The organism is Cupriavidus sp. LA-1 (assembly GCF_055385985.1).
Genome location: NZ_AP031387.1, coordinates 562432 through 586506, shown reverse-complemented (window position 1 = coordinate 586506; position 24075 = coordinate 562432). Strand labels below are relative to the sequence as shown.

At 68.6% G+C, this 24075-nt stretch carries 19 protein-coding genes; 10 read left to right on the top strand and 9 right to left on the bottom strand.

Annotated features, from left to right (window positions below; genetic code table 11):
- Positions 1-12: 12 nt before the first annotated feature.
- Positions 13-1101: an iron-sulfur cluster carrier protein ApbC gene (gene apbC / locus ACZ5MJ_RS02830; RefSeq protein ID WP_464222235.1), complete on the bottom strand. Its 1089-nt coding sequence runs from the start codon at positions 1099-1101 to the stop codon at positions 13-15.
- A 338-nt stretch (positions 1102-1439) separates the two neighbouring features.
- Between apbC and ACZ5MJ_RS02825 the strand changes: the two genes are divergently transcribed.
- A complete protein-coding gene (locus tag ACZ5MJ_RS02825; RefSeq protein ID WP_464222233.1) occupies positions 1440-2078 on the top strand; it encodes a YiaD family glycine zipper/OmpA-like lipoprotein in 639 nt (212 codons plus the stop codon).
- A gap of 291 nt (positions 2079-2369) precedes the next feature.
- Complete coding sequence (metG, locus tag ACZ5MJ_RS02820; RefSeq protein ID WP_464222231.1) at positions 2370-4442, top strand: methionine--tRNA ligase; 2073 nt, start codon at positions 2370-2372, stop codon at positions 4440-4442.
- An 80-nt stretch (positions 4443-4522) separates the two neighbouring features.
- Here the strand turns inward: metG and bamE are convergent, their stop codons facing one another.
- Genes bamE through ACZ5MJ_RS02805 form a run of 3 tightly spaced genes read right to left on the bottom strand, consistent with a single transcriptional unit; the run spans position 4523 to position 11080 of the window.
- Entirely contained in the window at positions 4523-5071 is a 549-nt protein-coding gene (bamE, locus tag ACZ5MJ_RS02815; protein WP_464222230.1) for an outer membrane protein assembly factor BamE domain-containing protein, read from the bottom strand.
- A 43-nt stretch (positions 5072-5114) separates the two neighbouring features.
- Positions 5115-9275 (bottom strand): translocation/assembly module TamB domain-containing protein, encoded by a 4161-nt coding sequence (locus ACZ5MJ_RS02810; protein WP_464222229.1) that lies wholly within the window; start codon positions 9273-9275, stop codon positions 5115-5117.
- Positions 9275-11080, bottom strand: a complete 1806-nt coding sequence (locus ACZ5MJ_RS02805) for an autotransporter assembly complex protein TamA (RefSeq protein ID WP_464222228.1) — start codon at positions 11078-11080, stop codon at positions 9275-9277. Before ACZ5MJ_RS02805 ends, ACZ5MJ_RS02810 begins: the two co-directional genes overlap by 1 nt.
- A gap of 178 nt (positions 11081-11258) precedes the next feature.
- Here ACZ5MJ_RS02805 and ACZ5MJ_RS02800 point away from each other — a divergent pair, with 178 nt between their 5' ends.
- The 4 genes from ACZ5MJ_RS02800 to panC all read left to right on the top strand — a co-directional run bounded on the left by ACZ5MJ_RS02800 (position 11259) and on the right by panC (position 15054).
- Positions 11259-11450, top strand: coding sequence for a DUF3460 family protein (locus ACZ5MJ_RS02800; RefSeq protein WP_464222225.1), 192 nt, complete (start codon positions 11259-11261; stop codon positions 11448-11450).
- 31 nt (positions 11451-11481) lie between these two features.
- Complete coding sequence (locus ACZ5MJ_RS02795; protein ID WP_464222223.1) at positions 11482-12375, top strand: segregation and condensation protein A; 894 nt, start codon at positions 11482-11484, stop codon at positions 12373-12375.
- A 448-nt stretch (positions 12376-12823) separates the two neighbouring features.
- Positions 12824-14209: an RNA-guided endonuclease IscB gene (iscB, locus tag ACZ5MJ_RS02790; RefSeq protein WP_464222222.1), complete on the top strand. Its 1386-nt coding sequence runs from the start codon at positions 12824-12826 to the stop codon at positions 14207-14209.
- Positions 14206-15054, top strand: coding sequence for a pantoate--beta-alanine ligase (gene panC, locus ACZ5MJ_RS02785; protein WP_464222221.1), 849 nt, complete (start codon positions 14206-14208; stop codon positions 15052-15054). The genes iscB and panC overlap by 4 nt, the downstream gene beginning before the upstream one ends.
- A gap of 53 nt (positions 15055-15107) precedes the next feature.
- Here the strand turns inward: panC and ACZ5MJ_RS02780 are convergent, their stop codons facing one another.
- Positions 15108-16301 (bottom strand): PepSY-associated TM helix domain-containing protein, encoded by a 1194-nt coding sequence (locus ACZ5MJ_RS02780; protein WP_464222219.1) that lies wholly within the window; start codon positions 16299-16301, stop codon positions 15108-15110.
- Positions 16302-16444: 143 nt separating this feature from the next.
- A complete protein-coding gene (locus ACZ5MJ_RS02775; protein ID WP_464222217.1) occupies positions 16445-17965 on the bottom strand; it encodes a cobyric acid synthase in 1521 nt (506 codons plus the stop codon).
- Between the two features lie 68 nt (positions 17966-18033).
- On the opposite strand from ACZ5MJ_RS02775, the gene cobU reads away from it, so the two are divergent.
- The 4 genes from cobU to ACZ5MJ_RS02755 are packed head-to-tail and all read left to right on the top strand — an operon-like array spanning position 18034 to position 21614.
- Entirely contained in the window at positions 18034-18708 is a 675-nt protein-coding gene (cobU, locus tag ACZ5MJ_RS02770; protein WP_464222214.1) for a bifunctional adenosylcobinamide kinase/adenosylcobinamide-phosphate guanylyltransferase, read from the top strand.
- A complete protein-coding gene (gene cbiB, locus ACZ5MJ_RS02765) occupies positions 18702-19676 on the top strand; it encodes an adenosylcobinamide-phosphate synthase CbiB (protein ID WP_464222213.1) in 975 nt (324 codons plus the stop codon). Before cobU ends, cbiB begins: the two co-directional genes overlap by 7 nt.
- Complete coding sequence (gene cobD, locus ACZ5MJ_RS02760) at positions 19673-20692, top strand: threonine-phosphate decarboxylase CobD (protein WP_464222211.1); 1020 nt, start codon at positions 19673-19675, stop codon at positions 20690-20692. Before cbiB ends, cobD begins: the two co-directional genes overlap by 4 nt.
- 16 nt (positions 20693-20708) lie before the next feature.
- Positions 20709-21614 carry a cobalamin-binding protein gene (locus ACZ5MJ_RS02755; RefSeq protein ID WP_464222210.1) on the top strand — a complete coding sequence of 302 codons (906 nt, stop codon included), beginning with the start codon at positions 20709-20711 and terminating at the stop codon, positions 21612-21614.
- Here the strand turns inward: ACZ5MJ_RS02755 and ACZ5MJ_RS02750 are convergent, their stop codons facing one another.
- Genes ACZ5MJ_RS02750 through cobT form a run of 3 tightly spaced genes read right to left on the bottom strand, consistent with a single transcriptional unit; the run spans position 21615 to position 24042 of the window.
- Positions 21615-22196 carry a histidine phosphatase family protein gene (locus ACZ5MJ_RS02750; protein ID WP_464222209.1) on the bottom strand — a complete coding sequence of 194 codons (582 nt, stop codon included), beginning with the start codon at positions 22194-22196 and terminating at the stop codon, positions 21615-21617.
- On the bottom strand, positions 22181-23005 hold the full coding sequence (locus ACZ5MJ_RS02745) for an adenosylcobinamide-GDP ribazoletransferase (protein ID WP_464222208.1): 825 nt from the start codon (positions 23003-23005) through the stop codon (positions 22181-22183). The genes ACZ5MJ_RS02750 and ACZ5MJ_RS02745 overlap by 16 nt, the downstream gene beginning before the upstream one ends.
- The gene (cobT, locus tag ACZ5MJ_RS02740; protein ID WP_464222206.1) at positions 23002-24042 is read right to left on the bottom strand and encodes a nicotinate-nucleotide--dimethylbenzimidazole phosphoribosyltransferase; all 1041 of its coding nucleotides are present in this window, start codon (positions 24040-24042) and stop codon (positions 23002-23004) included. Before cobT ends, ACZ5MJ_RS02745 begins: the two co-directional genes overlap by 4 nt.
- Positions 24043-24075: the final 33 nt, after the last annotated feature.

Genomic DNA, 24075 nt, shown 5'->3' with positions numbered 1-24075 from the left:
GGCGCACCGCGTTCAGGTGTTCTGCACCACGATGCTCGGGAACTTGCTGGTCATGTCGCGCGCCTTGTCGGCGACCTTGATCGCCACCTTGCGCGCGATGGCGCGGTACGTCTCGGCCACCGGGCTGTCGGGCTCGGCCACCACGGTCGGGCGGCCGGAGTCGGCCTGCTCGCGGATCTGCAGGTTCAGCGGCAGGCTGCCCAGCAGGTCCACGCCGTAGTCGGCGCACATCTTCTCGCCACCGCCCTGGCCGAAGATATGTTCGACATGGCCGCAGTTCGGACAGCAGTAGACCGCCATGTTCTCGACGATGCCCAGGATGGGAATGCCCACCTTCTCGAACATCTTCAGGCCCTTCTTGGCATCCAGCAGCGCGATATCCTGCGGCGTGGTGACGATCACCGCGCCGGTGACCGGCACCTTCTGCGACAGCGTCAGCTGGACGTCGCCGGTGCCCGGCGGCATGTCGACGATCAGGTAGTCCAGGTCGTGCCAGTTGGTCTGGCGCAGCAGTTGCTCCAGCGCCGAGGTGACCATCGGGCCGCGCCACACCATCGGGTTGTCCTGCTCGATCAGGAAGCCGATCGAGTTGGCCTGCAGGCCGTGGCCTTCCAGCGGCTCCATGGTCTGGCCGTCGGCGGATTCCGGGCGGCCGTCGATGCCCAGCATCATCGGCAGGCTCGGGCCGTAGATATCGGCGTCGAGCATGCCCACGCGCGCGCCTTCGGCGGCCAGCGCCAGCGCCAGGTTCACGGCCGTCGTGGACTTGCCCACCCCGCCCTTGCCCGAGGCCACCGCGATCACGTTCTTCACGCCCGGCAGCAGCTTGACGCCGCGTTGCACCGCGTGCGCGACGATCTTCATGGTCACCGCCACGCTGACATTGCTCACGCCCGGCACTTGCCGCACCGCAGCAACCACCAGCTTGCGGATCGGCTCGAACTGGCTCTTCGCGGGGTAGCCAAGTTCGACTTCCAGCGAGACATCGCCGCCGTCGACGCGAATGTTCCTGGCCGAGCGGGTGGACACCAGGTCCTTGCCCGTATTGGGGTCGATGACGGTGCGCAGGGCTTCGGTGACCTGCTCAGTGCTGACGCTCAAGACAAACTCCGCTTCGAGGATTGGGGGACTGGCGCAGGTTAACTCGCGCCTGATGTTTCAAAGTATGCAGCACCGGCCATGAAGGCCGGTAATCCGCGTGCAATACCCTCCCTGGGGTGGGGGATTACAGACATTTACAAATATCACAAGCTTGCACTTGTGCGCGCGCCGCCATATCCATATTGTAGTGCGGTTGGGCGGCCCGGCAGGCCGGCACCGCAGGCGGTGCCCGGACCGGCCGGGTCCGACATGTACAAAGGGTTACCTGCCGCTAGCCTTGGCGTTACCATCGCGATGCGGTACCAAGGACATTTACGGGAACATCAGAAGGAGAACACATGAATATCAAGCTCGTTACCGTCTCGCTCGCCGCCGCCACGCTGCTGGCAGCTGGCTGCGCCACCGAACAGCAGACCCATACGGCGGTTGGTACCGGCGTCGGCGCAGCGGTCGGCGCGGGGCTTGGCAACCTGATCGGCGGCAACACCACCGGCACGCTGGTGGGCGCGGCCGTGGGCGGTGCCCTCGGCGGTGCAACCGGCTACAACTGGAACGCCATCCGCGGCAAGCTGAGCAAGGACACCGCGGGCACCGGCACCCAGATCACCGAGCAGCCGGACGGCTCGCTGAAGCTCAACATCCCCAGCCAGGTCACCTTCGATACCGACAGTGCCACCATCAAGCCGTCGTTCCGCTCGGTGCTTGACCAGGTCGCGCAGACCCTCGGCCAGCACCAGGACGTGAGCGCCAACGTGGTGGGCCATACCGACAGCACCGGCAACCCCAACTACAACATGCAGCTGTCGCAGCGCCGCGCCCAGAGCGTCGCCGGCTACCTGGGTGATCGCGGCGTCGCACGGAACCGCCTGACGGCCGAAGGGCGCGGGCAGACCCAGCCGGTCGCGGACAACGCGAGCGAGGCCGGACGGGCACAAAATCGCCGCGTCGAAATTTTTTTGAAACCAATTCAAGGGTGACCCGGTCATAGAAACAGGTGCCGCTTGCCACCGTTGCTGGCTCGCGATGGGTGGCTGACCTCCCGGGCGGTACCTGATTTCTCCTCCTTTTCCGTTGTGGAAAGCTGCGCCGGCTCTGACCGGCGCTTTTTTTTTGGGCCGGACGGATCCGGGGCCCACGCCATTCCGCCATGCGGAACCGGCGCGCAGGCGCCGGCCAGTTGCTAAAATAGCCCCTTCCCGGCACGCGCCCGCCCCGCCTGGCTGGCGCCGTCCCCCTGATATTTCCCCGCTCCTGACCGGCTCCTGTCTATGACCGCACGTCGCATCCTCGTCACATCCGCCCTGCCTTATGCCAACGGCCAGATCCATATCGGCCACCTGGTGGAATACATCCAGACCGATATCTGGGTGCGTTTCCAGCGCATGATGGGCAACGAGGTCTACTACGTCGGCGCCGACGACACCCACGGCACGCCGGTGATGCTGCGCGCCGAGAAGGAAGGCATCACGCCCAAGGAACTGATCGACCGCGTCTGGACCGAGCACAAGCGCGATTTCGACAGCTTCCTGGTGTCGTTCGACAATTACTACAGCACCGACGCGGAAGAGAACCGCGTGCTGTGCGAGAAGATCTACCTGGCCCTGAAGGCCGAGGACCTGATCGCCGAGCGCGAGGTCGAGCAGTTCTTCGACCCGGTCAAGAACATGTTCCTGCCGGACCGCTTCATCAAGGGCGAGTGCCCGAAGTGCGGCGCCAAGGACCAGTACGGCGACTCCTGCGAGGTCTGCGGCACCACCTACGTGCCGACCGACCTGAAGAACCCGTATTCGGTGGTGTCGGGCGCGACCCCGGTGCGCAAGTCGTCGGCCCACTACTTTTTCAAGTTGTCCGATCCCCGCTGCGAGACCTTCCTGCGTGAATGGGTGGCCGACCTGGCCCAGCCCGAGGCCGCCAACAAGATGCAGGAATGGCTGGGCGCCGAGGGCGAGACCTCGACCCTGTCCGACTGGGACATCTCGCGCGATGCGCCCTACTTCGGCTTCGAGATCCCGGGCGCGCCCGGCAAGTACTTCTACGTGTGGCTGGACGCCCCGATCGGCTACTACGCCAGCTTCCAGAACCTGGCCGCGAAGAAGGGCATCGACTTCGACGCCTGGGTCGGCCCGCACTCGACCGCCGAGCAGTATCACTTCATCGGCAAGGACATCCTGTATTTCCACACGCTGTTCTGGCCGGCGATGCTGCGCTTCTCGGGCTACCGCACCCCGACCAACGTCTTCGCCCACGGCTTCCTGACCGTGGACGGCGCCAAGATGAGCAAGTCGCGCGGCACCTTCATCACCGCGCAGAGCTATATCGACACCGGCATGAACCCGGAATGGCTGCGCTACTACTTCGCCGCCAAGCTCAACGCGAGCATGGAAGACCTCGACCTGAACCTCGATGACTTCATTGCGCGCGTGAACAGCGACCTGATCGGCAAGTACGTCAATATCGCCAGCCGCGCCGCGGGCTTCCTGGTCAAGCGCTTCGAGGGCAAGGTCGATGAATCCGCGCTCGCCCATCCGCTGCTCGAGCAACTGCGCCAGGCCGCGCCGCAGGTCGCCCACTTCTATGAAAGCCGCGAGTACAGCAAGGCGCTGCGCCTGGTGATGGAGCTGACCGACACGGTCAACGCCTTCGTCGACACCGTGAAGCCGTGGGAGCTGGCCAAGGACGAAAGCAAGCGCGCGGCGCTGCACGCGGCGTGCTCGGTCTCGCTGGAAGCCTTCCGCCTGCTGACGGTGTACCTGAAGCCGGTGGTGCCGAACGTGGCCGCCGGCGTGGAGCGCTTCCTGAATGTCGAGCCGCTGGACTGGCGCGCCATCGACAAGCAGTTGTCGGCCGCCAGCCCGGTGCAGGCCTACCAGCACCTGATGACGCGCGTCGACGCCAAGCAGGTCGACGCGCTGCTGGCCGCCAACCGCGAATCGCTGCAGGCGACGGCGACGGCGGCGCCGGCAGCCGCGGCTGCCGGCTCGGCCATCGAGCCGATCGCCGACACCATCACCATCGACGACTTCGCCAAGGTGGACCTGCGCGTCGCGAAGATTGTCGAATGCCAGAAGGTGGAGGGCTCGAACAAGCTGCTGCAGCTGACGCTGGACCTGGGCGAAGGCCGCACCCGCAATGTGTTCTCCGGCATCCAGTCGGCCTACACGCCGGAGCAGCTGGTCGGCAAGCTGACCGTGGTGGTGGCCAACCTGGCCCCGCGCAAGATGAAGTTCGGCCTGTCCGAAGGCATGGTGCTGGCGGCCTCGGCCGCGGATGAAAAGGCCGCGCCGGGCCTGTATATCCTGGAACCGCACGACGGCGCGGTGCCGGGCATGCGCATCGGCTGAACTGAACCGCGCAAGGACAAAACGGCGGCGCCTTCGGGCGACCGCCGTTTTTTTTTCTTGACTGGAGAGACTGCCTCGCCTCAGCCGCCCTGCATCTTCGACGGATCGTCGCTGCGCGAGGTCGTGGTGACGGTGCCGTCGCTGTTGAAATGCACATTGAAAAAGGCCTTGTCGGTCGAGGTCTCCATCCAGCGGTAGCCCCACACCTCTTCCTTCTTCAGCGCGAACGCCTCCACCTTGGTGGGCTTGCCCAGCAGGCGGCGGATGTCGTCCTGGCTCATGCCAGCACGCACGCGCGCGAAGTTCTCGGCCGTCAGTACCTGCTCGATCTTCGCGACCTTGCCGTCGGCGCCGATGGTGACCATCCATGTGGTGGTGCCCTCGGGGCCGCGCGGGTACTCCAGCCGGCGCCCGCCGTCGGCCTCTTCCCAGACGATCTCGGGCTTGCCGGCCTGGCGGCGCAGGTCTTCCTCGGTGGACTGGCCCGGCACAATGCCCTTGAACAGCTCGCTGTCGGGCTTGATCGCGTTCCAGGTGTTGCGGGCGGTGTCGCCCGCCTTCTTCATGGCTTCATCGACCTTCTGCTGGTCGCAGCCGAACAGCGCAAGCATCGAGGCAATCAGTCCCATGGCGGCAAGGCGTCGCGGCGACGCAAGAGTGGACGGGCGTAAATCAGCGGCGCACAGGCTCGGCGATGACCGACGAGGCCGCCTGCGCCGCACTTTCCGGATTGAGTGGCTGACTGTCATCCTGGCTCCTTCTGGTGCCGCTGCGACCCGAGGCCCCGCTGAACAGGTTCGCCCAGCTGTCGAAGCGGCGGTTGAACAAGACCGACAAACCGTTGATGGAGCCGCCCTTGGCAATCAGCGACCAGCGCCGCGAGAGCTGCCAGGTCAGCTTCACCACGTTCGAGGCCGAGGTCAGGCTCTGCTCATAGCCGACCGACATGCGCTCGGTAATGGCCTTGCCCATGCTGACCACCTGCTGGTCATTGAGGCCCGCGGTGCTGGGCCCGATCGAGAATTCGTCGATGCCGAAATTCGAGACGATACCCTTGCCGGCCTTGCCGCCGATCAGGCCCAGCGCCGCGCCACCCAGCGCGCCGCCGCCCAGCTGGCGTTGCTGGCCGGCACCGGCGCTCTCCGCGCCATAGCCGAACATCAGCCACGACAGCTTGTCTTCATCCGGCACATTGGGCTCCGACACCAGCCGCACGCGCGGCAGCCGCACCGTGCCGGTCACCTCCACGCCCGCTTCCACCTCCTGGTTGCGGCGCATGGCGCGGATGTTCATATTCGGATTGTCGATCGGGCCGTTGAAGTTGATGATGCCACGTTCGATATTGAGCTTGCGCCCGAACGCCTCATAGGTGCCATCGGTCACGCTCACCGTGCCGGTGGCCTTCATCGGTGCCAGGGGTTCGCTCTTGACCTCCATCTGGCCGGCCAGCAACAGGTCCGCGCCCGCGCCGCGGAAGCGGAAGTTATTGCCCAGGTCAACGGCCAGGTCGATCACCGGGCTGTACTTGCTGGCCGGCTTGGCCTCCGGCGCCGGCGTGGCGGCCGTCTTCACGGCGCGCTGGTCCTTGCGGCGGATCACCACGACGTCGTCGCCCAGCACCGGCGCGCCGGCCTTGGGCAGATCGAACAGGCCGCGGTCGACGCGGAACTTGCCGCGGATCACGACCTGCTTGTTCTCGTTGCCGATACTGGCATCGCCCGAGATCACCAGCGTGCGTTCCGGGCTGGCAAAGAGCTGCAGCATGTCGGCAACGATCTTGCCGGTCAGGTTGGCATCGGTCTCGCCCAGCTTGACGTTGCCGGTGGCGGTGATCTTGCCGTCGCCGCCGTGGAATTCCACTTGCCTGAGCTCGACCGTGTTCTGGTCCAGCACCACCCGCACGGTGCCGTCGGTCAGGCGCAGGCCCAGGTCGTACATCGTGACGGCCAGGTTGTCGCCGTCGACGGTGCCGGTCAGCAGTGGCGCGCCGACCGTGCCGGCCAGGCGCACTGCCGCAGCAAGTTTGCCGTCGAAAGCGTACTGCGGGCCGGTCAGCGCTTCCAGCGATTTCAGGCTCGGCACGTCGGCAGTCACGGTGCCGCCCAGGGTCGAGGCCGGGCCCACGGTCTGCAGCCCCTGCTCCTGCACCAGGCCGGCGGAGGCATCGACCACCAGCTTGCCGATGCGGCCCGACACCATGCCGCCGCGCAGCGCGATGCGGTTGCCGCCGGCCTCGGCGCGCAGGCTGGTCTCGCCCAGGCCGAGCGTCGTGAAGCCGCGGCCCGCGTTGACCGACAGGTCGCCGCTGCGCCGGCGCAGTTCGGCAAACCCGGTCGCGGTCTCGGCCAGCGCCAGGTTCCAGCGGCCGTCGATGACCAGGTCGGAGCGCACCGGCGGCTTCTGGCCGGTGATGGTTTCCATCAGCTCCAGCACGTGCCCGACCTGCAGGCCGTCCAGGCTGCCCGCGCTGCGGATGCGGCCGTGGTCCCAGTCCAGGCTGTCGATCGCCAGCGTGGCACGGTCCAGCAGCAGGCGCGCGGCGCCCAGGCGCACGCGCTGGTCGGCCACCAGCAGCTGCGTCGGCGCAGCCAGGCGCAGGTTGACGGTGCTGTGCTCCTCCAGCGTGCTGATGGTGCCGTTCCAGCCGTCCTTGCCCTTCCACGCGCCCTGCCCCGCCAGCGCCAGCCGCAAGGGCCGCTTGTTCAGGCTGCCGGCAGCCTTGACGTCGAAACTGTGGCTGGCCTGGGTGCCGTTGAGCGTGGCATCGAGCGTGCTCAGGCTGGCCTGCGGGCCGCGGTAGTCGCGCGCGGCCAGCTGCACCGACAGCGGGCCGTCCAGCCCGCCGCGCACTTCGGCGCGGCCGCTGGCGCTGGCCACCTTGTGCGGGCCCACCTCCAGCGCCTGCGCGCTGTAGTCAGCCACCACCTCGGGCTTCTTCAGCGTGCCGGTGATGGTGGCGTCGAGCTTGAGCCTGCCGGCCACGCCGAACTTGAGGCGCTCCAGCTGCGGCGCGTCGACCGCCAGCTTCAAGGCATCGCCGCGCGCACCAAAGCTGCCGCGCAAGTTGGCCTGGTTGCCGGCCATGGTCAGCGACGCCTCGCTCGGCAAGAGCCGCTCGCCCGCCAGGCGCACCTTGCCGCCGCCGGTCATCGGCAGGCCCGCGTATTCGCTCTCATGCACGGCGAAGTCCAGGGCCACGCCAAGCTGCGGCGCGATCTCGCCGGTCGCGGTGAAATCCGCGTTGATCCTGCCCGCGGCCACCCTGGCCAGGCGCGAGGGATCGAACGCAGCCAGCTTGCCCTTGAAGCTGAACGGCTGCTTGTCCTTCAGGCCCAGCTTGCCTTCCGCGGTCAGCAGGCCCGGCCCGACCGCCGCGCGCAGCGCGGACAAGGTGACAGCCTCGGCGTCCATGCTGGCATCGGCAAAGAGCTTCAGCGGCCCGTCCGACAGGTCCAGCGCCGCGCTTTGCCGGCCCGGCTCCATGCGCACCACCACCGGACCCGACAGGCTGGCGCTGGTCAGCGAGCCATGCAGTTCGGCCGGGTCCAGCCTGCGCACGTCCAGGTCGAAGCCGCCACGGCCGCCGCGCAGCGATCCGCTGCCGCTGATCCCGGCGTTGCCGCTCAGCGCCACGCGCAGGTCCGACACCGCCTGTGCCATCTCGCTTAGTTCGACATGGGCGCGCACCGACTGCACCGGCAGCCGCTCCTTGTCCAGCGGACCGGCTTCCAGGTTGCGGATCTCGATGTCGCCGGCAACGGCCAGCGGTGCGGGGGCGGGCGTCGCCACGGGAGCCGAGGCTGCGGAAGCAGCCGACGCGGCTGGTGCGGAAGCCGCCGCAGGGGCCGACGCCGCTTCCGCGCCGGCCGGCTTCTTGCCGGCCGCCACGCCGTCCACTGGCCGCAGTTCCGCATGCACGGTCAGGTTGGCCTGTGGCGCCGACGGGCTGAACAGGCGCGGGTTGATGCGATCGCCATCGACCAGCAGGTGTGTGAACGGCACCTTGCCGAACGGCGTCACGTCGACGCCGGCGCGCAGGTGGATGCGGTCGCCGCTGGCCTGCAGTTCGGCGCGCAGGGCCTTGAGATTGCCGTTGGCGCTGGCGTTGACGGCAAAGGACTCATCCTGCCAGCTGCTCTCGAGCAGGGCTTCGGCGCTGAGCGCGAACGGCGCAAGCGCGCCCAGCTGCGCGTTGGCGGCCAGCTTGCCGTAGGGCGTTTCCAGCGTGTCCACGCTGACGCCGTGGCGCTGGCCGTCGCTGTGCAGCGCACCGGCCAGGTTGCTGAACGCCATCGGCGCGGCCGTGGGCGCCGTGCCCTGCAGCAGCGACAGCCGCTCAAGCGTGAGCGAATCGACATCGATGGCCAGCGGCAGTACGAGCGATTTGGGCAACTGCATCGGCCCCGTGCTCGGCTCCGAGGGGCCGAGCTTCACTTCGGCCTTGCCGATGCGCAGCCATTGCACATGCAGGCGCCGCGGCTGCCAGCCGAGGGCCCAGCTGCCGTCGACGCGGTCCACCGCGACGCGGGTCTGCCCGCTGGCGAACACCACGTCGCGCAGGCGCAGGCCATGCGCCACGGTGCCGCCTTCCAGCCGCCCGCTGAGCATGCCGGCAGACAGCCGCGTGGCCAGCGTCCACAGGTGGCGAGTGCCGGCCTCGGTGCGCAGCGCCGCCACGCCCGCGGCCACCAGTGCCACCGCTAGCAACAGCAGAGTCCCGATCAGCCAGGCCAGCACCCGCCACAGCCGCCTGCGCTTGCGCGGCGCGGGGGCTGACGGGGGCGGGGCCCGGTCGCCGCCGCCGGGCACGGAAGGCAGGTCGTGGGCGCTCATCAGAACGCCACCCCCAGCGAGATATGCGGCCGGAACTGCCGCTTCTGGATGCCATAGCCCACGTCCAGCTGCAGCGGGCCCACCGGCGTGCGCCAGCGCACGCCGACGCCCACGCCGTTGTAGAGGGTCACCCCGCGCAGGTTGTCGGAGGCGGTGCCGGCATCCCAGAATGCGGCCACCCCCCAGTCCGGCTTGAACCAGTACTGGTACTCGAGGCTGCCGGTGCCGAGGTACTTGGCCGGCAAGATGCTGGCGCCGCTGGGCGTGCCGATCGACTGGTAACCGTAGCCGCGGATCGAATCGGTGCCGCCGGCGCGGAAACGCAGCGTGGCCGGGATCTGGCTCGAGCTTTCGCCGCTCAGGTCGGCGCCGAGCTCAAGCCGGGCCACCACCAGGTCGCGCTTGCCGACCGGGATGTACTGGCGGATACGGCCGTACAGCCGCAGGAAGGTGGCATCGCTGAGCAGGCCCTTGGCGGCCACCCCGACCTGGGTGCTGATCACATTGCCGCGGCGCGGGAACACCGGGTTGTCGACGTCACGGCGCGTCCAGGCAAAGGCCGGCACCAGCGCCTTGCTGATCTGGCTGGCCTGGTCCGTCGGCAGCAGCTTGTCGTAGTAGAAGTCCAGCGACGTGGTCACGTCGTACTTCTCGCGCGAGCGTGAGCGCTTCAGGCCCGCACGCAGGCTGGTGGTGTCGGTGTTCTCGATGTCGATGGTGCGTTCGTAGCTGCTGTACACGCTGTTGCGGTAGTTGCCCCGGTCCGGCGGCATCGCGGTCTCGGCGAACAGGTAGGATCGCTTCTGTTCCAGCCGCGCCTGCGAGTCGAAGGTCCAGGCGCGGTTGAACAGGTTGTAGTACGAATAGCGCCCTTCCACCTGCGCGCCGGTGTCGGTGGTATAGCCCACGCCGCTGTTGAGCCGGTGCGCCGGATACTCTCGCACCCGCACCGACACCGGCGCGGTGACCACGCCGTCAACCGCCTTGTCGGCATCGGGGGGCGGCTCCAGGTCGACCTGCACGTTGGAGAAGTACGGCTGGTTCTGGATCGCGCGCTGCAGCTCCAGCAGCCGCTCCACGCGGTAGGGCTCGCCCTCGTTGAGCGGGTTGACGTGGTGGATGATCTGTTCCGGGTAGCGGCGCGTGCCCGCCACCTTGAGCGGACCCAGCCGGTAGGCCGGACCGCTGGCATAGTGCGCCGACAGGTCCGCGCGCTGGTCGTCCGGCTCCACGCGCGCCTGCGACGCGGCCAGGCGCGCGCCGTAGTAGTTGTGGCTCTGCAGCGTGACCAGCGCGTCTTCCTTGGCCTTGTCCCAGTCGTTCTGCCGGAACGGCTCACCGACCGGCAACCCCCACCTGGCCTGCACCTCCGCCACCTGCTCGGGCGATTGCGTGGTGGCCGGGCCGGTCACCTGGATGTCGACATTGCGGATCAGCGTGCGCGCGCCGGGGTCGACCATGACGTGGACCACGCGCTGGTCGCCCTCGCCTTCCACGCGGGTGGTGGTGGTCGGGTCGAAATAGCCTTCGGTGGAGGTGAACCCGCGCACCTGCTCGCCGACGGTCTCGACCATATAGTCGAACTGGTCCTGCGAGAGGTCGGCCCGGTCCTTGTAGCGGGCCAGGTCGAGGTGCTCTTCCAGTATCTCGCGAATCGGCTTGGGTGCCTCGACCTCGACTTTGTAGGCGGCGTGGGCCGGACCAGCCGCCAGCGCCAACGCGGCCAGCGCAGCCAGCGCGCGCGCGGCCACGCGCCACGGCGCGCGGCCAGCGGAGTTCGCGGTGTTAGCGGTGTCTTGCGGCATCGCCGATTGTCCACACATACAAAGTCGGTATTTGACCACACCCGGCCTTGCGCCCGGAACTTTCCGGCCCCTTTCCGTACCGCTGCACCCGGCCCGGATGCATTCCGGGGGGCCGATACTGTAAAATCGTGGCCCACTGCACCTATCTGGCGCCCGTGCGGGCGCATCACGGTTGACCATGGCCCTCTACGAATCCGATATCACCCAGTTCCTGAAGCAGCTCAAGCAAGAGCGCCCGACGCTGGAGGCCGAGCAGCGCGACGGCCGCGCCCTGCTGTGGGACAAGTCGCCGATCAACCTCGAAGAGCGCGCCCGCGCCGAGGCTTCGCGCGTGGCGCAGAAGCCTTACGTCTACTCGCTGGACAACTGATTCCCGCCGCCCCCGCGACCGCACCCAGAGCATGAGCGCTGGCGACCAGGACAAGCTGCCGCTGCCCGTGGAGCTGCCGGCCGTGGCCGCGGCCGCCGCATCCGCTCCGGCAGGCCCCGCCGACATGGTCGACGGGATGGCGTTCGCGCGCCTGTACGGCGAGCCACTGTTCAAGCTGCCGCAGGACCTCTACATCCCGCCGGATGCGCTCGAGATCTTCCTGGAAGCCTTCGAGGGCCCGCTGGACCTGCTGCTGTACCTGATCCGCAAGCAGAACTTCAACGTCCTCGACATCCCGATGTCGCAGGTCACCCGGCAGTACCTGTCGTACATCGAGCAGATCCGCAAGACCAACCTGGAACTGGCGGCGGAATACCTGCTGATGGCGGCGATGCTGATCGAGATCAAGTCGCGCATGCTGCTGCCGGTCAAGAAGGCCGACAGCGACGACGAAGCCGAGGACCCGCGCGCCGAGCTGGTGCGCCGTCTGCTGGAATACGAGCAGATGAAGCTGGCCGCGCTGCGCCTGGACACGGTGCCGCAGCTGGGCCGCGACTTCCTGCGCTCGCAGGTCTACATCGAGCAGAGCCTGGCGCCGCGCTTCCCGGACGTGGAAACCGTGGACCTGAAGGCCGCCTGGGCCGACGTGCTCAAGCGCGCCAAGCTCAACCAGCACCACAAGATCTCGCGCGAGGAACTGTCGGTGCGCGAGCACATGAGCCAGATCCTGCGCCGGCTGCAGCATGCGCGCTTCATGGAGTTCTCCGAGCTGTTCGAGGACGCGGTGCGCTCTGGCAAGGGCGTGCCGGTGGTGGTGGTGAACTTTATCGCCATGCTGGAGCTGTCACGCGAATCCCTGGTGGAGATCACACAAGCCGAGCCGTTCGCGCCAATTTATGTGCGATTGGCGTACAGCCCGACCTGACCAACCCGCGCTGCGGGGTCCGGCCCCGCCCCACTTGTTCTACAATCCGCCGACAGCCGGCCAGACAAGCTCACGCCCGACAGAAGGCCGAGACCGGCATGTCTGGCGCCGCCCAACTGGGACAGGCGTCCGGGTCACACTACACACGACCAGCACACCAAGGCAGGTCAACTACCCCGGCCTAACGGCCGGAGCTTGAAAGGCAACTGACAAGCTCGGGTTGGCCAGGCAAAGCGGTAATCAACCCGCTACGTTGCGAACAGGTGCAAGACCGACGTTGGGATGCTTCCTTAGTCCCAACCTCTCGAAGCCCCGGTTGCAGACAAGCGACTGGGTAAGCACGAAACGGATCGGGGCAGATCGCCGGTTCGTAACATTGCCGAAGGGAGACCTCCCGCAGGGGAGGCGTAACCAGGCCCGTAAGGGCAACCATATTGGGGAGATTGCCATGGCAGTCTTTGTGTTGGACAAGCACGGCAAGCCGCTGATGCCGTGCAGTGAGAAGCGGGCCCGCTTGCTGCTTGAGCGGGGCCGCGCTCGTGTCCATCGCCTGATGCCGTTCGCAATCCGGCTGACAGATCGACGTCTGGCGCAAAGCGCTCTGCAGCCGCTACGCCTCAAGCTGGATCCTGGCAGCAAGGAGACCGGCGTGGCCATCGTCCGCGAAGCCACCTCGGATGCGGCAGGCGAACCTGATGCTTTTGTGCTTTCGCTGGCTGAGATCATCCACCGCGGCCAGCAGATCAGCGCAGCCCTGACGTCGCGCCGGTCAATGCGGCGCGCCCGGCGCGGGCGCAAGACCCGTTATCGCGCAGCCCGGTTCAACAACCGGCGCAAGCCGGCAGGCTGGCTGGCACCCAGCCTGCGCCACCGCGTTGACACCACCGCCGCGTGGGTGCGTCGCTTCATCAAGCTCGCGCCCATCACCGCCCTGAGCATGGAACTGGTGCGCTTCGACATGCAGGCGATGGAGAATCCTGAGATATCCGGCGTCGAGTACCAGCAGGGCACCCTCCAAGGCTACGAGGTGAAGGAGTACCTGCTGGCGAAGTTCGGGCGCAGCTGCTCCTACTGCGATGCGACGGATCGTCCTTTGGAAGCCGAGCACATCGTCGCCAAGGCGAACGGGGGATCCGATCGCGTTTCCAATCTGACGCTCGCTTGCCGGCCTTGCAACCAGAAAAAGGGCAAGCTTGCGCTGGAGGCATTCCTGCGCCGGGACCCGGCACGCGCCCAACACATCCTGGCCCGTGCCAAGGCGCCGCTGCGCGATGCCGCCGCCGTGAATGCCACCCGCCTCGCACTGTTGGACGCCCTCAGATCCTTCAGGCTGTCCGTCGAGACCGGGTCAGGCGGACAGACGAAGTACAACCGCTGTCGGCTCGAGATGCCAAAGTCGCACGCCCTGGACGCTGCCTGCGTCGGCAACGTGCACGCTGTCTCGGACTGGCAACGCCCCGTGCTGCGCATCAAGTGCGCGGGCCGCGGGAGCTATCAACGGACCCGACTTACCGCTCACGGCTTCCCGCGGGGCTATCTCATGCGCAACAAGCGCGCATTCGGCTTTCAGACCGGCGACATGGTCAAGGCCGTGGTGCCCGCCGGGAAGAAGGCTGGCACCCATGTTGGCCGGGTCGCCGTTAACATCCAAACCGCTGCAGGTGTCGTGCAGGGCATTTCCTACAAGCACTGCAGAGTGATCCAGCGCGGCGATGGATTTGCTTATTCAACCGTAGCGCCCACAACAAAGGAGAGCGAGTTCAGGGGCGACGCTTCGCGTCGCGCGCTATCCCTCCCCGGCCTGAAGGCCGAGGTTTCTCGCGCAAACGGATGAAAGTCATTTCCTCCATCCAAGAGCTGCGGGACCAGCTGCGCGGCCAGAACCGCGCTGCCTTTGTCCCCACCATGGGCAACCTGCACGAAGGCCACCTGTCGCTGATGCGCCTGGCGCGCCAGCACGGCGACCCGGTGGTAGCATCCATCTTCGTGAACCGTCTGCAGTTCGGCCCCAACGAGGATTTCGACAAATACCCGCGCACGCTGCAGGACGATATCGAGAAGCTGCAGAAGGAAGGCGTGTACGTGCTGTTTGCGCCTTCCGAGCGCGACATGTACCCCGAGCCGCAGGAATACCGCGTGGAGCCGCCACATGACCTGGGCGATATCCTGGAAGGCGAGTTCCGCCCCGGCTTCTTCAAGGGTGTATGCACGGTGGTGATGAAGCTGTTCTCGTGCGCGCAGCCGCGCGTGGCGGTGTTCGGCAAGAAGGACTACCAGCAGCTGATGATCGTGCGCCGCATGGTGCAGCAGTTCGCGCTGCCGATCGACATCATCCCGGCCGAGACCGTGCGTTCCGAAGACGGGCTGGCGCTGTCGTCGCGCAACCGCTACCTGAGCCCGGATGAGCGCGCCGAGGCCCCGGTGCTGTACCGCACCCTGCACAACGTGCGCGACACCGTGCTGGGCAGCGACCGCGCCTCGGCCGACCTGCTGGCGGTGGAAGCCGGCGCGAAGGAGTCGCTCGCCAAGCGCGGGTGGAAGCCGGATTATGTGTCGATCCGCAAGCGCGTCGATCTGCAGGCGCCTACGCGCGAGGAATTCCTTGCTGGCGAGCCGCTGGTGATTCTGACGGCCGCCAAGCTGGGCGCGACCCGGTTGATCGACAATCTGGAAATCTGAGCGGCGCCGCCGTGCCAGACAAAAAAAAAGCAGGCCGCCGGTCTGCTTTTTTTTTACGCCCGGCGCATGCTGGAGCGCCGCGCAGCCTTCACCACATGCCGCTGATGCCCGCGCCGCCGTTTCCACCAGATCAGCACGCCGGTCACCGCGAACACCAGCGGCGCCAGCCCAAACAGCGTAATGAAGACCCGGCCCGGCAGGCCAAAGGCCTCGCCGGTATGCAGCGGGAACAGCCAGTTCAGCAGCGTATCGCCGGCCGGCGCGTCCCGCGGATCGCGCACGCCCAGCCGCTGCCCGGTCCAGGCATCGAGCCAGAGCCGCGTGGCGCCGGTGTCCTGCCGCACTTCACCGGGCTGGCGCAGCCGCACCTCGAACGCATCGCCAAGCTTGCGCGGGAAACTGATACGGGTCACCTGCGCTTGCGGGTACTGCGCCTGCGCCGCGGCCATGATCTCGCCCGCGTCAAGCGGCCGGGCCCCGGCCGGCGCCGGTGCCGAGACATGTTTGGCCGGAGGCGTCACGGTGACCACGCCCGCCACGATTGGCGTCACCCACTTGGGCAGGTTCAGGTACCAGCCGGAGAAAGCGATAGTGGCCAGTACCGGCGCGGCCAGGATGCCGCCCGCGCGGTGCAGCGAATAATTGAAGCGCGGCCACGAGCCGCCATGCGTGATGCGGAACGCCTGAACCACCGAGCGCAGCTTCATCCTGGGCCACCACACCACCACCCCGACCAGCGTGGTCAGCAGCAGCAGCATGCCGGCCACCCCGGTAATGGTCTTGCCGGTATCGCCCGACAGCAGGTAGCGATGCAGGTGGAACAGCGTGGGCAGCAGCAGCCGGCGCGACAGCCCAGCCTCGCCCCAGACGCGCTCGCCCTTCACTTCCAGCGTGACCGGATCGACCATCACCTGGCGCGAGCGCCCTGGCACCACGCCGTCGGGCCCCTTGACCGGGTACCAGGCGGTGAAGACGCCGTCGGCATGGGCCGGCAGCATCAGCAGGTTGGGCTTGCCGTAGGGGGGCGCGGCCAGCCGGTCGGTCACCGCCTGGACAGTGGCGGGCGAAACCGGCGCAGTCATCGGCGCGGACGCCACCAGCAGGTCGGGATTGAGCCACGCATCCAGTTCGTCGCGCCAGGCGATGGTCATGCCGGTCAAGCCCAGCAGGATGAACAACAGGCCAAGGCTAAGGCCGATATAAAGATGCAGCTTGACGAAGACGACGCGTAGGCGGCCGGTGACCATGACGGGGGCGAAGTATGTTGAGCGGACGCTGCAGTGCGTGGAATATGGCGTAGAAGCCATCTTCCGGCAGAATGCAAATGCGAAGGATTCGCAATTCTAGCAGGACCCTGTGTCCTCCCCGTGCCTTGCGAGGCTGAACAGCCTCAGCGCCGCAGTGGCGCCAGCATCGCTCCCAGGTCCAGGTGCGCGGCCATGGTGTCGGCAAGCCGCTCCAGCGACGCTTCGCGCAGTGCGTCCAGGTCCACCGCCTGGGCGCCGTCCAGCCCCGCCCAGCGCAGCAGCGCCTGGCAGCCGGCCGGCTCGTCGAACAGGCCGTGGACATAGGTAGCCAGCACCTGGCCGTCGGCCGAGCGCGCGCCGTCGGGCCGCACCGTGTCGTCGCCGCAGTCCAGCCACAGGGCCGGCTGCTCAAGCCCCTTGCCCGTGGTGACGCCCAGATGGATCTCGTAGCCGCGTGCCGGCGCGTCCGAGCCCTCCAGCGCCAACCGTCCGCTGACCTGGCGCAACTGCTTCTCGGCAGCCAGCGTGGTCTCGTAATCGAGCCAGCCCAGGCCCGCGCTGCTGCCAGCCGGGCCCTCGCGGCCATCCGGATCGTGCACCTGCCGTCCCAGCATCTGCATGCCGCCGCAGATCCCGATCAGCTTGCCGCCGTAGCGCAGGTGCCGGGCCAGCGCCGCATCCCAGCCATTGGCCCGCATGAAGTCCAGGTCGCCGCGCACGTTCTTGCTGCCGGGCAGCACCACCAGGTCCGCGGGCGGTATCGGCATGCCCGGCCCGATAAACTGCAAGTCCACCTGCGGGTGCGCGCGCAGCGCGTCGAAGTCGGTATGGTTGGCGATGCGCGGCAGCACCGGCACGATCACGCGCAGGCGCTGCGCCGGCGTGCCGGACTTGTCCGCTTGCGCGCCGATGATGGCGTCCTCGGCATCGAGATGCAGGCCGTGCAGATAGGGCAGCACGCCGAACACCGGCTTGCCGGTGCGCGCCACCAGCCAGTCCAGCCCCGGCTCCAGCAGGCCGATATCGCCGCGAAAGCGGTTGATGATGAAGCCGGTCACGCGCGCGCGTTCGCTGTCGGACAGGCAGTCGAGCGTGCCGACCAGGTGCGCGAACACGCCGCCGCGGTCGATGTCCGCCACCAGCACCACCGGGCAGTCGACGCGCTCGGCAAAGCCCATGTTGGCGATGTCACGCTCGCGCAGGTTGACCTCGGCCGGGCTGCCGGCGCCTTCCACCAGCACCACGTCATAGGCCTGCGCCAGGCGCGTATGCGAGGCCAGCACGGCCTTCATCGCCTCGGGCTTGTAGGCATGGTAGGCGCGCGCATCCAGGTCCAGCCGCGCGCGGCCATGGATGATCACCTGCGCGCCGGTGTCGCTGCTGGGCTTGAGCAGCACCGGGTTCATATCGGTATGCGGCGCCAGCCCCGCGGCCTGCGCCTGCAGCGCCTGCGCGCGGCCGATCTCGCCGCCGTCGGCGGTGACGGCACTGTTCAGCGCCATGTTCTGCGGCTTGAATGGCACCACGCGTGTGCCGGCACGCGCCAGCACCCGGCACAGGCCGGCCACGATGGTGCTCTTGCCGGCATCGGAGGTCGTGCCCTGGACCATCAGCGTGCCGCGCAGGGCACCCGGTGGCAGGGATTGCGGGGAGTCGGATTGCATTGGCGGATTATCGCACCTGCCTGCACGCGGGCCGTGCGAGGGCCGGATGCGGCGGCTACAATACGCGGATGGAAACCCCGGCCATCGCACCTGCCCCCGCGCCCGGCACCGCTGCGGCTCCCCAGCCGCGTGCCGCCGCCAGCGGAACCGGCAGCCGCCAGCTCACCCTGGTGCTGGGCGGCGCACGTTCCGGCAAAAGCCATTTTGCCGAACAGCTCGCCACCGACCACGCCACCCTCACCGGCGGCCCGGTCACCTACGTCGCCACCGCACACCAGGACCCGGCGCTGGCCGACCAGGAGCTGGAGGTCCGCATCGCCCTGCACCGCGCCCGCCGCCCCGCCGACTGGCGCCTGGTGGAAGAGCCGGTGCACCTGGCCGATGCGCTCTACGCCAATGCACGCCACGACGGCTGCATCCTGGTGGACTGCATGACGCTGTGGATGAATAACCTGCTGTTCCCGGAAGGCCGCAGCTATCCCGAACATGGCGTGATCACGCCGCCGGACGCCTTCACCGAAGAAATCGAAGCGCTGCTCAACGCGCTGCCCACACTGCCGGGCCACGTGATCCTGGTCTCGAACGAGATTGGCTTCGGCGTGGTCCCGATGGGCGCCATCACCCGCTTCTATGTCGATGAACTGGGCCGCCTGAACCAGAAGCTGGCCGCCGCGGCCGACTGCGTGCGGCTGCTGGTGGCGGGCATTCCGGTTGCGGTAAAGGGCCCCGATCCCACATGCTGATGCTGGCCTGGCCGGCATGCGTGGCAGCGGCATGGCTGGGCGCGTTGCTGGACCGCTGGCTCGGCGAGCCGCGCCGCTGGCATCCGCTGGTGGGCTTCGGCCGCATTGCTGCCGCGCTGGAACGCGCGCTCAACGATCCCGAGCGCCGTGGCACGCCCTGGCGCCAGCGCATCGCGGGCCTTGCCGGCTGGTGCTTCTTGGTGCTGGTCCCGGCCGCGCTTGCCTGGTGGCTGGTCGATGCCGTCGCCGCCTGGCACCCCCTTGCCGCGCTGGCATTGCACGCCGTGGCGTTGTATGCCGCGCTCGGCGCGCGCAGCCTGCACCAGCATATCGCCCCGATTGCCAGCGCGCTTGCTACGGCTGACCTGCCCGCCGCGCGCGCGCTGACCGCGCGCATCGTCTCGCGCGACACCGCCGATGCCGACAGCGAAGCGCTGGCCCGTGCCGCCTGTGAATCGGTGCTGGAGAACGGCAATGACGCGATCTTCGGCGCGCTGTTCTGGTTCCTGATTGGCGGTGCGCCTGCCGTGATCGTGTTCCGCCTGGCCAATACCCTCGATGCGATGTGGGGCTACCGCACGCCGCGGCTGCTGTATTTCGGCTGGGCCGCGGCGCGTATCGATGACCTGCTCAACCTCGTGCCGGCGCGCCTGACCGCGCTGTCGTATGCGCTGCTCGGCGCCACCGCGCAAGCGCTGCACTGCTGGCGCACGCAGGCGCCGGCGTGGTCGAGTCCCAATGCAGGTCCCGTGATGGCCGCCGGCGCCGGTGCAGTTGGTGTGCAGTTGGGCGGCCCCGCGCGCTACCACGGTGAGATCGAACAACGCCCGCCGCTGGGCGCCGGCACCGCGCCGCAAGCCAAGCATGTGATGGCCTGCCTGCGGCTGGTCGAGCGCACGCTTTGGCTATGGCTGATGCTGGCGGCCGCCAGCACACTGGCAGTCCTGACTGCATCCACGCCGGCATGAGCGCCGCCCTGCCCCCGATCCGCCATGGCGGCGACCTGCTGGCCGCGGTGCGCCGCTATGGCCGCCCCTCCGATGACTGGCTCGACCTGTCCACCGGCATCAATCCCGACGGCTATCCGGTGCGGGCGCTGCCCGCACAGGTGTGGCAGCGGCTGCCGCAGGATGACGACGGCCTGGCCGAGCAGGCCGCGCAGGCATGCGGCGCGTCGCACGCCCTGCCCGTGGCCGGCTCGCAGGCTGCCATCCGCACGCTGCCGGGCCTGTTGCGTCCGGGCCGCGTGGGCATCGCCGCGCTCGGCTACAGCGAATATGCGCCGGCCTTCGCGGCCGCGGGGCATACGGTGGTGGCATTGGACGAAACCGGTTTTGCGCGGGCGGACCTGGCCGACGAGCTCGATCACCTAGTCGTCGTGAACCCGAACAACCCGACCGGCCGCGTGCTGCCCGACGCCATGCTGCTGCGCTGGCATGCGACGCTGGCGGCGCGCGGCGGCACGCTGCTGGTCGATGAAGCTTTTATCGATTGCCTGCCCGATGGCTCAGTGGCCGCGCACAGCGACGCGGCTGGCTTGGTGGTGCTGCGCTCGATCGGCAAGTTCTACGGCCTCGCCGGCATCCGCTGCGGCTTCGTGCTGGCGCAGCCGGCACTGCTGGATGCACTGCGCGCGCGCCTGGGCCACTGGACCGTATCGGGCCCGGCACGTGAAGTCGCGCGGCACGCCCTGGCCGACCATGCCTGGCAGGACGCCACCCGTGCGCGGCTGCAAGCGTGCGGGGCGAAGCTGGCCGCGCTGCTGGAGCGCCATGGCCTGCCGCCGGTGATGCATCCGCTGTTCTGCTGGGTGCCGCATCGCGAAGCCGCAAGGCTGCATCACGCGCTCGCGCAACAGGGCGTGTGGACCCGCTATTTCGACGCCGCCGGCGGCTGCCCGCCGAGCCTGCGCCTGGGCCTGCCGCCGGACCAGCCACACGACTGGCAGCGGCTGGACACGGCGCTGGCCGCGGCCACTGCCTGAACCCTTTCCCAATTTCATGTTGAACCGCCTGACGCCCGTTATCGCTTCCACCCTGCTGCTTGCAGCGCTGCCCGCCTGCGCCGCGGTATCCGCCGTCGACGACTCGGGCCAGACCGTCATGCTGGCGCAGCCCGCGCGCCGCGTGATCTCGCTGGCGCCGCACGTCACCGAAATGCTCTTCGCCGCGGGCGGCGGCGATCGCATCGTCGGCACGGTCAGCTACAGCGATTACCCGCCGCAAGCGCGCGAGATCGCGCGCGTGGGCGACAACAGGGCGCTGGACCTGGAGCGCATTGCCGCGCTCAAGCCGGACCTGATCGTGGTATGGCGCCATGGCAACGCGCAGAAGCAGACCGACCGGCTGCGCGCGCTCGGCATCCCGCTGTTCTACAGCGAGCCGCGCAGGCTGGCGGCGATCCCGGAAAACATCGAGAAACTCGGCGCGCTGCTTGGCACCGACACCACCGCGCGCCGCGCCGCCGACGGCTTCCGCCAGCAGGTGGAGACGCTGCGCAAGACCTACGCGTCACGTCCGCCGGTGACGGTGTTCTACCAGGTCTGGCAGCAGCCGCTGATGACGCTCAACGGCCAGCACCTGGTCAGCGACATGCTGGCGCTGTGCGGCGGGCGCAACCTGTTCGCGGCCGAGACGCCGCTGGTGCCGACCGTGTCGGTCGAAGCGGTGATCGCGGGCAACCCGGAAGCGATGCTGACGGCGGGCATCGGCGCCACGCATTCGGACCAGCCGCTGCCGGATTTCGAGATGTGGCGGCGCTGGAAACAGGTCACAGCGGTGGCGCGCAACAACCTGTTCGTGATCGACGGCGACCTGGTCAACCGCGCCGGTCCGCGCGCGGTCCAAGGCGCCGAGCAGATCTGCAAGGACCTCGACACGGCGCGCAGCCGCCGGCCCGCGCGCTGATCAGGCGGCGCGGTTCCACCAGCCGAGCCGGCCCCCCCCCGGCCCCAGCGTGAAGCCACAACTGGCACCGAAGCCCAAGTCCCAGTTGACCGTCGCCGCCAGCGGCAAGCCCAGCCAGTGCGCGGCCAGCATGCGCATCGGGCCGGCATGGCAGACCACCCACAGGCATTCCACGCGATCTTCAGCCAGCGTCGCGGCCCAGCCGGCAACCCGCACCATTGCCTGCGCCGGCGACTCGCCGCCATGCGGGCGCGCGTGCAGCAGGTCGGCCGCCCACTGGTCCAGCGCGGCGCGGTCGATCGCGTCCCAGGCCACGCCCTCCCAGCTGCCGAAATCGATCTCGCGCAGCCGGGGTTCGGTGTCGATGACCGGCACGCCCGCCGGTAACGTCTGCACCAGCGCCTGCGCGGTGCCGAGCGCGCGCGCCAGCGGGCTGGCGACAATGCGATCGGGCGCGGGCAGGCCCGCGGCGATCCGCGCCGCCGCCGGCGTCAGCGGTGTCACCAGCGGCAGGTTGAGGCAGCCATAGCAGGTACCGGCCGGCACCTGTGGCTGCGCATGACGGATCAGGACCACGTCCATGCCGCGGCCACCAGGTAGAGCAGGATCTCGGCGCACTGCTGGGCCATGCCCAGGCAGTCGCCGGTATAGCCGCCGATGCGGCGCACGAAGTAACGGCCGAGCAGCAGGCGCAGCACCAGCAGCGCGCCAGCGGCCGCCGCGCAGAACCACGGCGATACCAGCCACAGCGGCACCAGCCCGCACAGCAGCGCAAACACCAGCCCCGCGCCGGCCAGCCGCTGCGCCACCGGCTTGGCCTTGCCCTCCGGGCGCACATAGGTCAGCGTGGCGAGGTAGCTGACCGCCATCGCTCGGCTGGCGGCGTGCGCGGCGACCATCACCGCCAGCAGCACCATCAACCCGCCACGCCCGGCAATTGCCACCAGCAGTTGCCACTTGAGCAGCAGCGCCACCACCAGCGCGATCGCGCCGAACGCGCCGATGCGCGAGTCATGCATGATGCGCAGCACGTCCTCGCGCTGCCACGCGCCGCCGAAGGCATCGACGCAATCGGCCAGGCCGTCTTCATGGAAGGCGCCGGTCAGCAGCAGCGTGGCGGCCATGCCCAGCAGCACGGACACGCCCGGCGGCCACCATGGCATCGCGCCCCAGGTGACCAGTGCGCCAGCACCGCCCACTAGCAGCCCGACCAATGGGAAGTAGCGCGCGGCCGCGTGCAGGTAATGCGGTTCGAATCCGACCCAGCGCGCCAGCCAGCCCGGCAGCGGCACGCGCGTGAAGTAGCCCAGCGCCGTGAGGAAATAGCGCAGTTCGCCGGCCAGGCCCGCGGGGCTGGCTTGCGCTGGCACCGGGTCGGACGGCACGCTCATGGCGCGGCGGTGCTGACGCCGGCGCCGCTGAAGGTCGCCATCTCGTTCAGGAACGCCGCCGCCGAGGCCAGCAGCGGCCACGCCAGCGCGGCGCCCGTGCCCTCGCCCAGGCGCAGGTCCAGCGCCAGCAGCGGCGCGGCGCCAAACTGGTCCAGCAGCGCGCGGTGGCCGCGCTCGTGCGAGCAGTGCGTGAACACGCAGTACTGCAGCACGTTGGGGTCCAGGCGCTGCGCCACCAGCAGCGCGGCCGTGGCGATAAAGCCATCGACCAGGATCACCATGCGGCTGGCCGCGGCGGCCAGGTAGGCACCGGCCATCATTGCGATCTCGAAGCCGCCGAAGGTGGCCAGCACGTCCAGCGGCGCCTGCGCATCGGCATGCAGCGCCAGCGCGCGCTGCAGCACGTCGCGCTTGCGCGCCAGGCCGGCATCGTCCAGCCCGGTGCCGCGCCCGATACAGTCTTCCAGCGGCAGGCCGGTCAGCCGCTGCATCAGGCAGGCCGCCGCTGAGGTGTTGGCAATGCCCATCTCGCCGAAGCCGATGACATTGCAGCCCTGCTGCGCATGGCGCAGCACGCGCGCCATGCCGGCGGTCATCGCCGCGGCCGCCTGCTCCGGCGTCATCGCGGGTTCGACCGCAAAGTTGCGGGTGCCTTCAGCAATGCGGCAATTGACGAGACCCTGAGCCGCCGGCAGCGGCACGCGCACGCCCGCGTCGACGATCTCCAGCGCAATGCCGTGCTGGCGCGAAAACACATTGATCGCCGCGCCGCCGGCCAGGAAGTTCTGCACCATCTGCGCCGTGACCTCGGCCGGATAGGCGCTGACGCCGGCTTCGGCCACGCCGTGGTCGGCGGCAAACACGATCACCGTGGGCCGCTGCAGCACGGGCCGCGCCGTGCCGAGGATCAGGCCGATCTGCAGGGCCAGCGACTCAAGCCGGCCCAGTGCGCCGAGCGGCTTGGTCTTGTCGTCGATGGCGGCCTGCAGCACGGGGCGCAGGGTGTCGTCGAGGGGAGTGATTTCGGGAAACTGCATGATGCTTTGACCTTGTGTTCCAAAATGACGGGG

Coding starts and splice junctions, on each gene's coding strand:
- bamE (WP_464222230.1), bottom strand. CDS start 5,071: ATGGGACTGATTGCCTCGATGCTTGCGCTGTTCGGCTGCGACCAGCAG.
- ACZ5MJ_RS02795 (WP_464222223.1), top strand. CDS start 11,482: ATGAGCGCTGGCGACCAGGACAAGCTGCCGCTGCCCGTGGAGCTGCCG.
- ACZ5MJ_RS02825 (WP_464222233.1), top strand. CDS start 1,440: ATGAATATCAAGCTCGTTACCGTCTCGCTCGCCGCCGCCACGCTGCTG.
- cobT (WP_464222206.1), bottom strand. CDS start 24,042: ATGCAGTTTCCCGAAATCACTCCCCTCGACGACACCCTGCGCCCCGTG.
- cobU (WP_464222214.1), top strand. CDS start 18,034: ATGGAAACCCCGGCCATCGCACCTGCCCCCGCGCCCGGCACCGCTGCG.
- ACZ5MJ_RS02775 (WP_464222217.1), bottom strand. CDS start 17,965: ATGCAATCCGACTCCCCGCAATCCCTGCCACCGGGTGCCCTGCGCGGC.
- iscB (WP_464222222.1), top strand. CDS start 12,824: ATGGCAGTCTTTGTGTTGGACAAGCACGGCAAGCCGCTGATGCCGTGC.
- metG (WP_464222231.1), top strand. CDS start 2,370: ATGACCGCACGTCGCATCCTCGTCACATCCGCCCTGCCTTATGCCAAC.
- panC (WP_464222221.1), top strand. CDS start 14,206: ATGAAAGTCATTTCCTCCATCCAAGAGCTGCGGGACCAGCTGCGCGGC.
- ACZ5MJ_RS02750 (WP_464222209.1), bottom strand. CDS start 22,196: ATGGACGTGGTCCTGATCCGTCATGCGCAGCCACAGGTGCCGGCCGGT.
- cobD (WP_464222211.1), top strand. CDS start 19,673: ATGAGCGCCGCCCTGCCCCCGATCCGCCATGGCGGCGACCTGCTGGCC.
- ACZ5MJ_RS02805 (WP_464222228.1), bottom strand. CDS start 11,080: ATGCCGCAAGACACCGCTAACACCGCGAACTCCGCTGGCCGCGCGCCG.
- ACZ5MJ_RS02745 (WP_464222208.1), bottom strand. CDS start 23,005: ATGAGCGTGCCGTCCGACCCGGTGCCAGCGCAAGCCAGCCCCGCGGGC.
- ACZ5MJ_RS02800 (WP_464222225.1), top strand. CDS start 11,259: ATGGCCCTCTACGAATCCGATATCACCCAGTTCCTGAAGCAGCTCAAG.
- ACZ5MJ_RS02755 (WP_464222210.1), top strand. CDS start 20,709: ATGTTGAACCGCCTGACGCCCGTTATCGCTTCCACCCTGCTGCTTGCA.
- ACZ5MJ_RS02780 (WP_464222219.1), bottom strand. CDS start 16,301: ATGGTCACCGGCCGCCTACGCGTCGTCTTCGTCAAGCTGCATCTTTAT.
- ACZ5MJ_RS02810 (WP_464222229.1), bottom strand. CDS start 9,275: ATGAGCGCCCACGACCTGCCTTCCGTGCCCGGCGGCGGCGACCGGGCC.
- cbiB (WP_464222213.1), top strand. CDS start 18,702: ATGCTGATGCTGGCCTGGCCGGCATGCGTGGCAGCGGCATGGCTGGGC.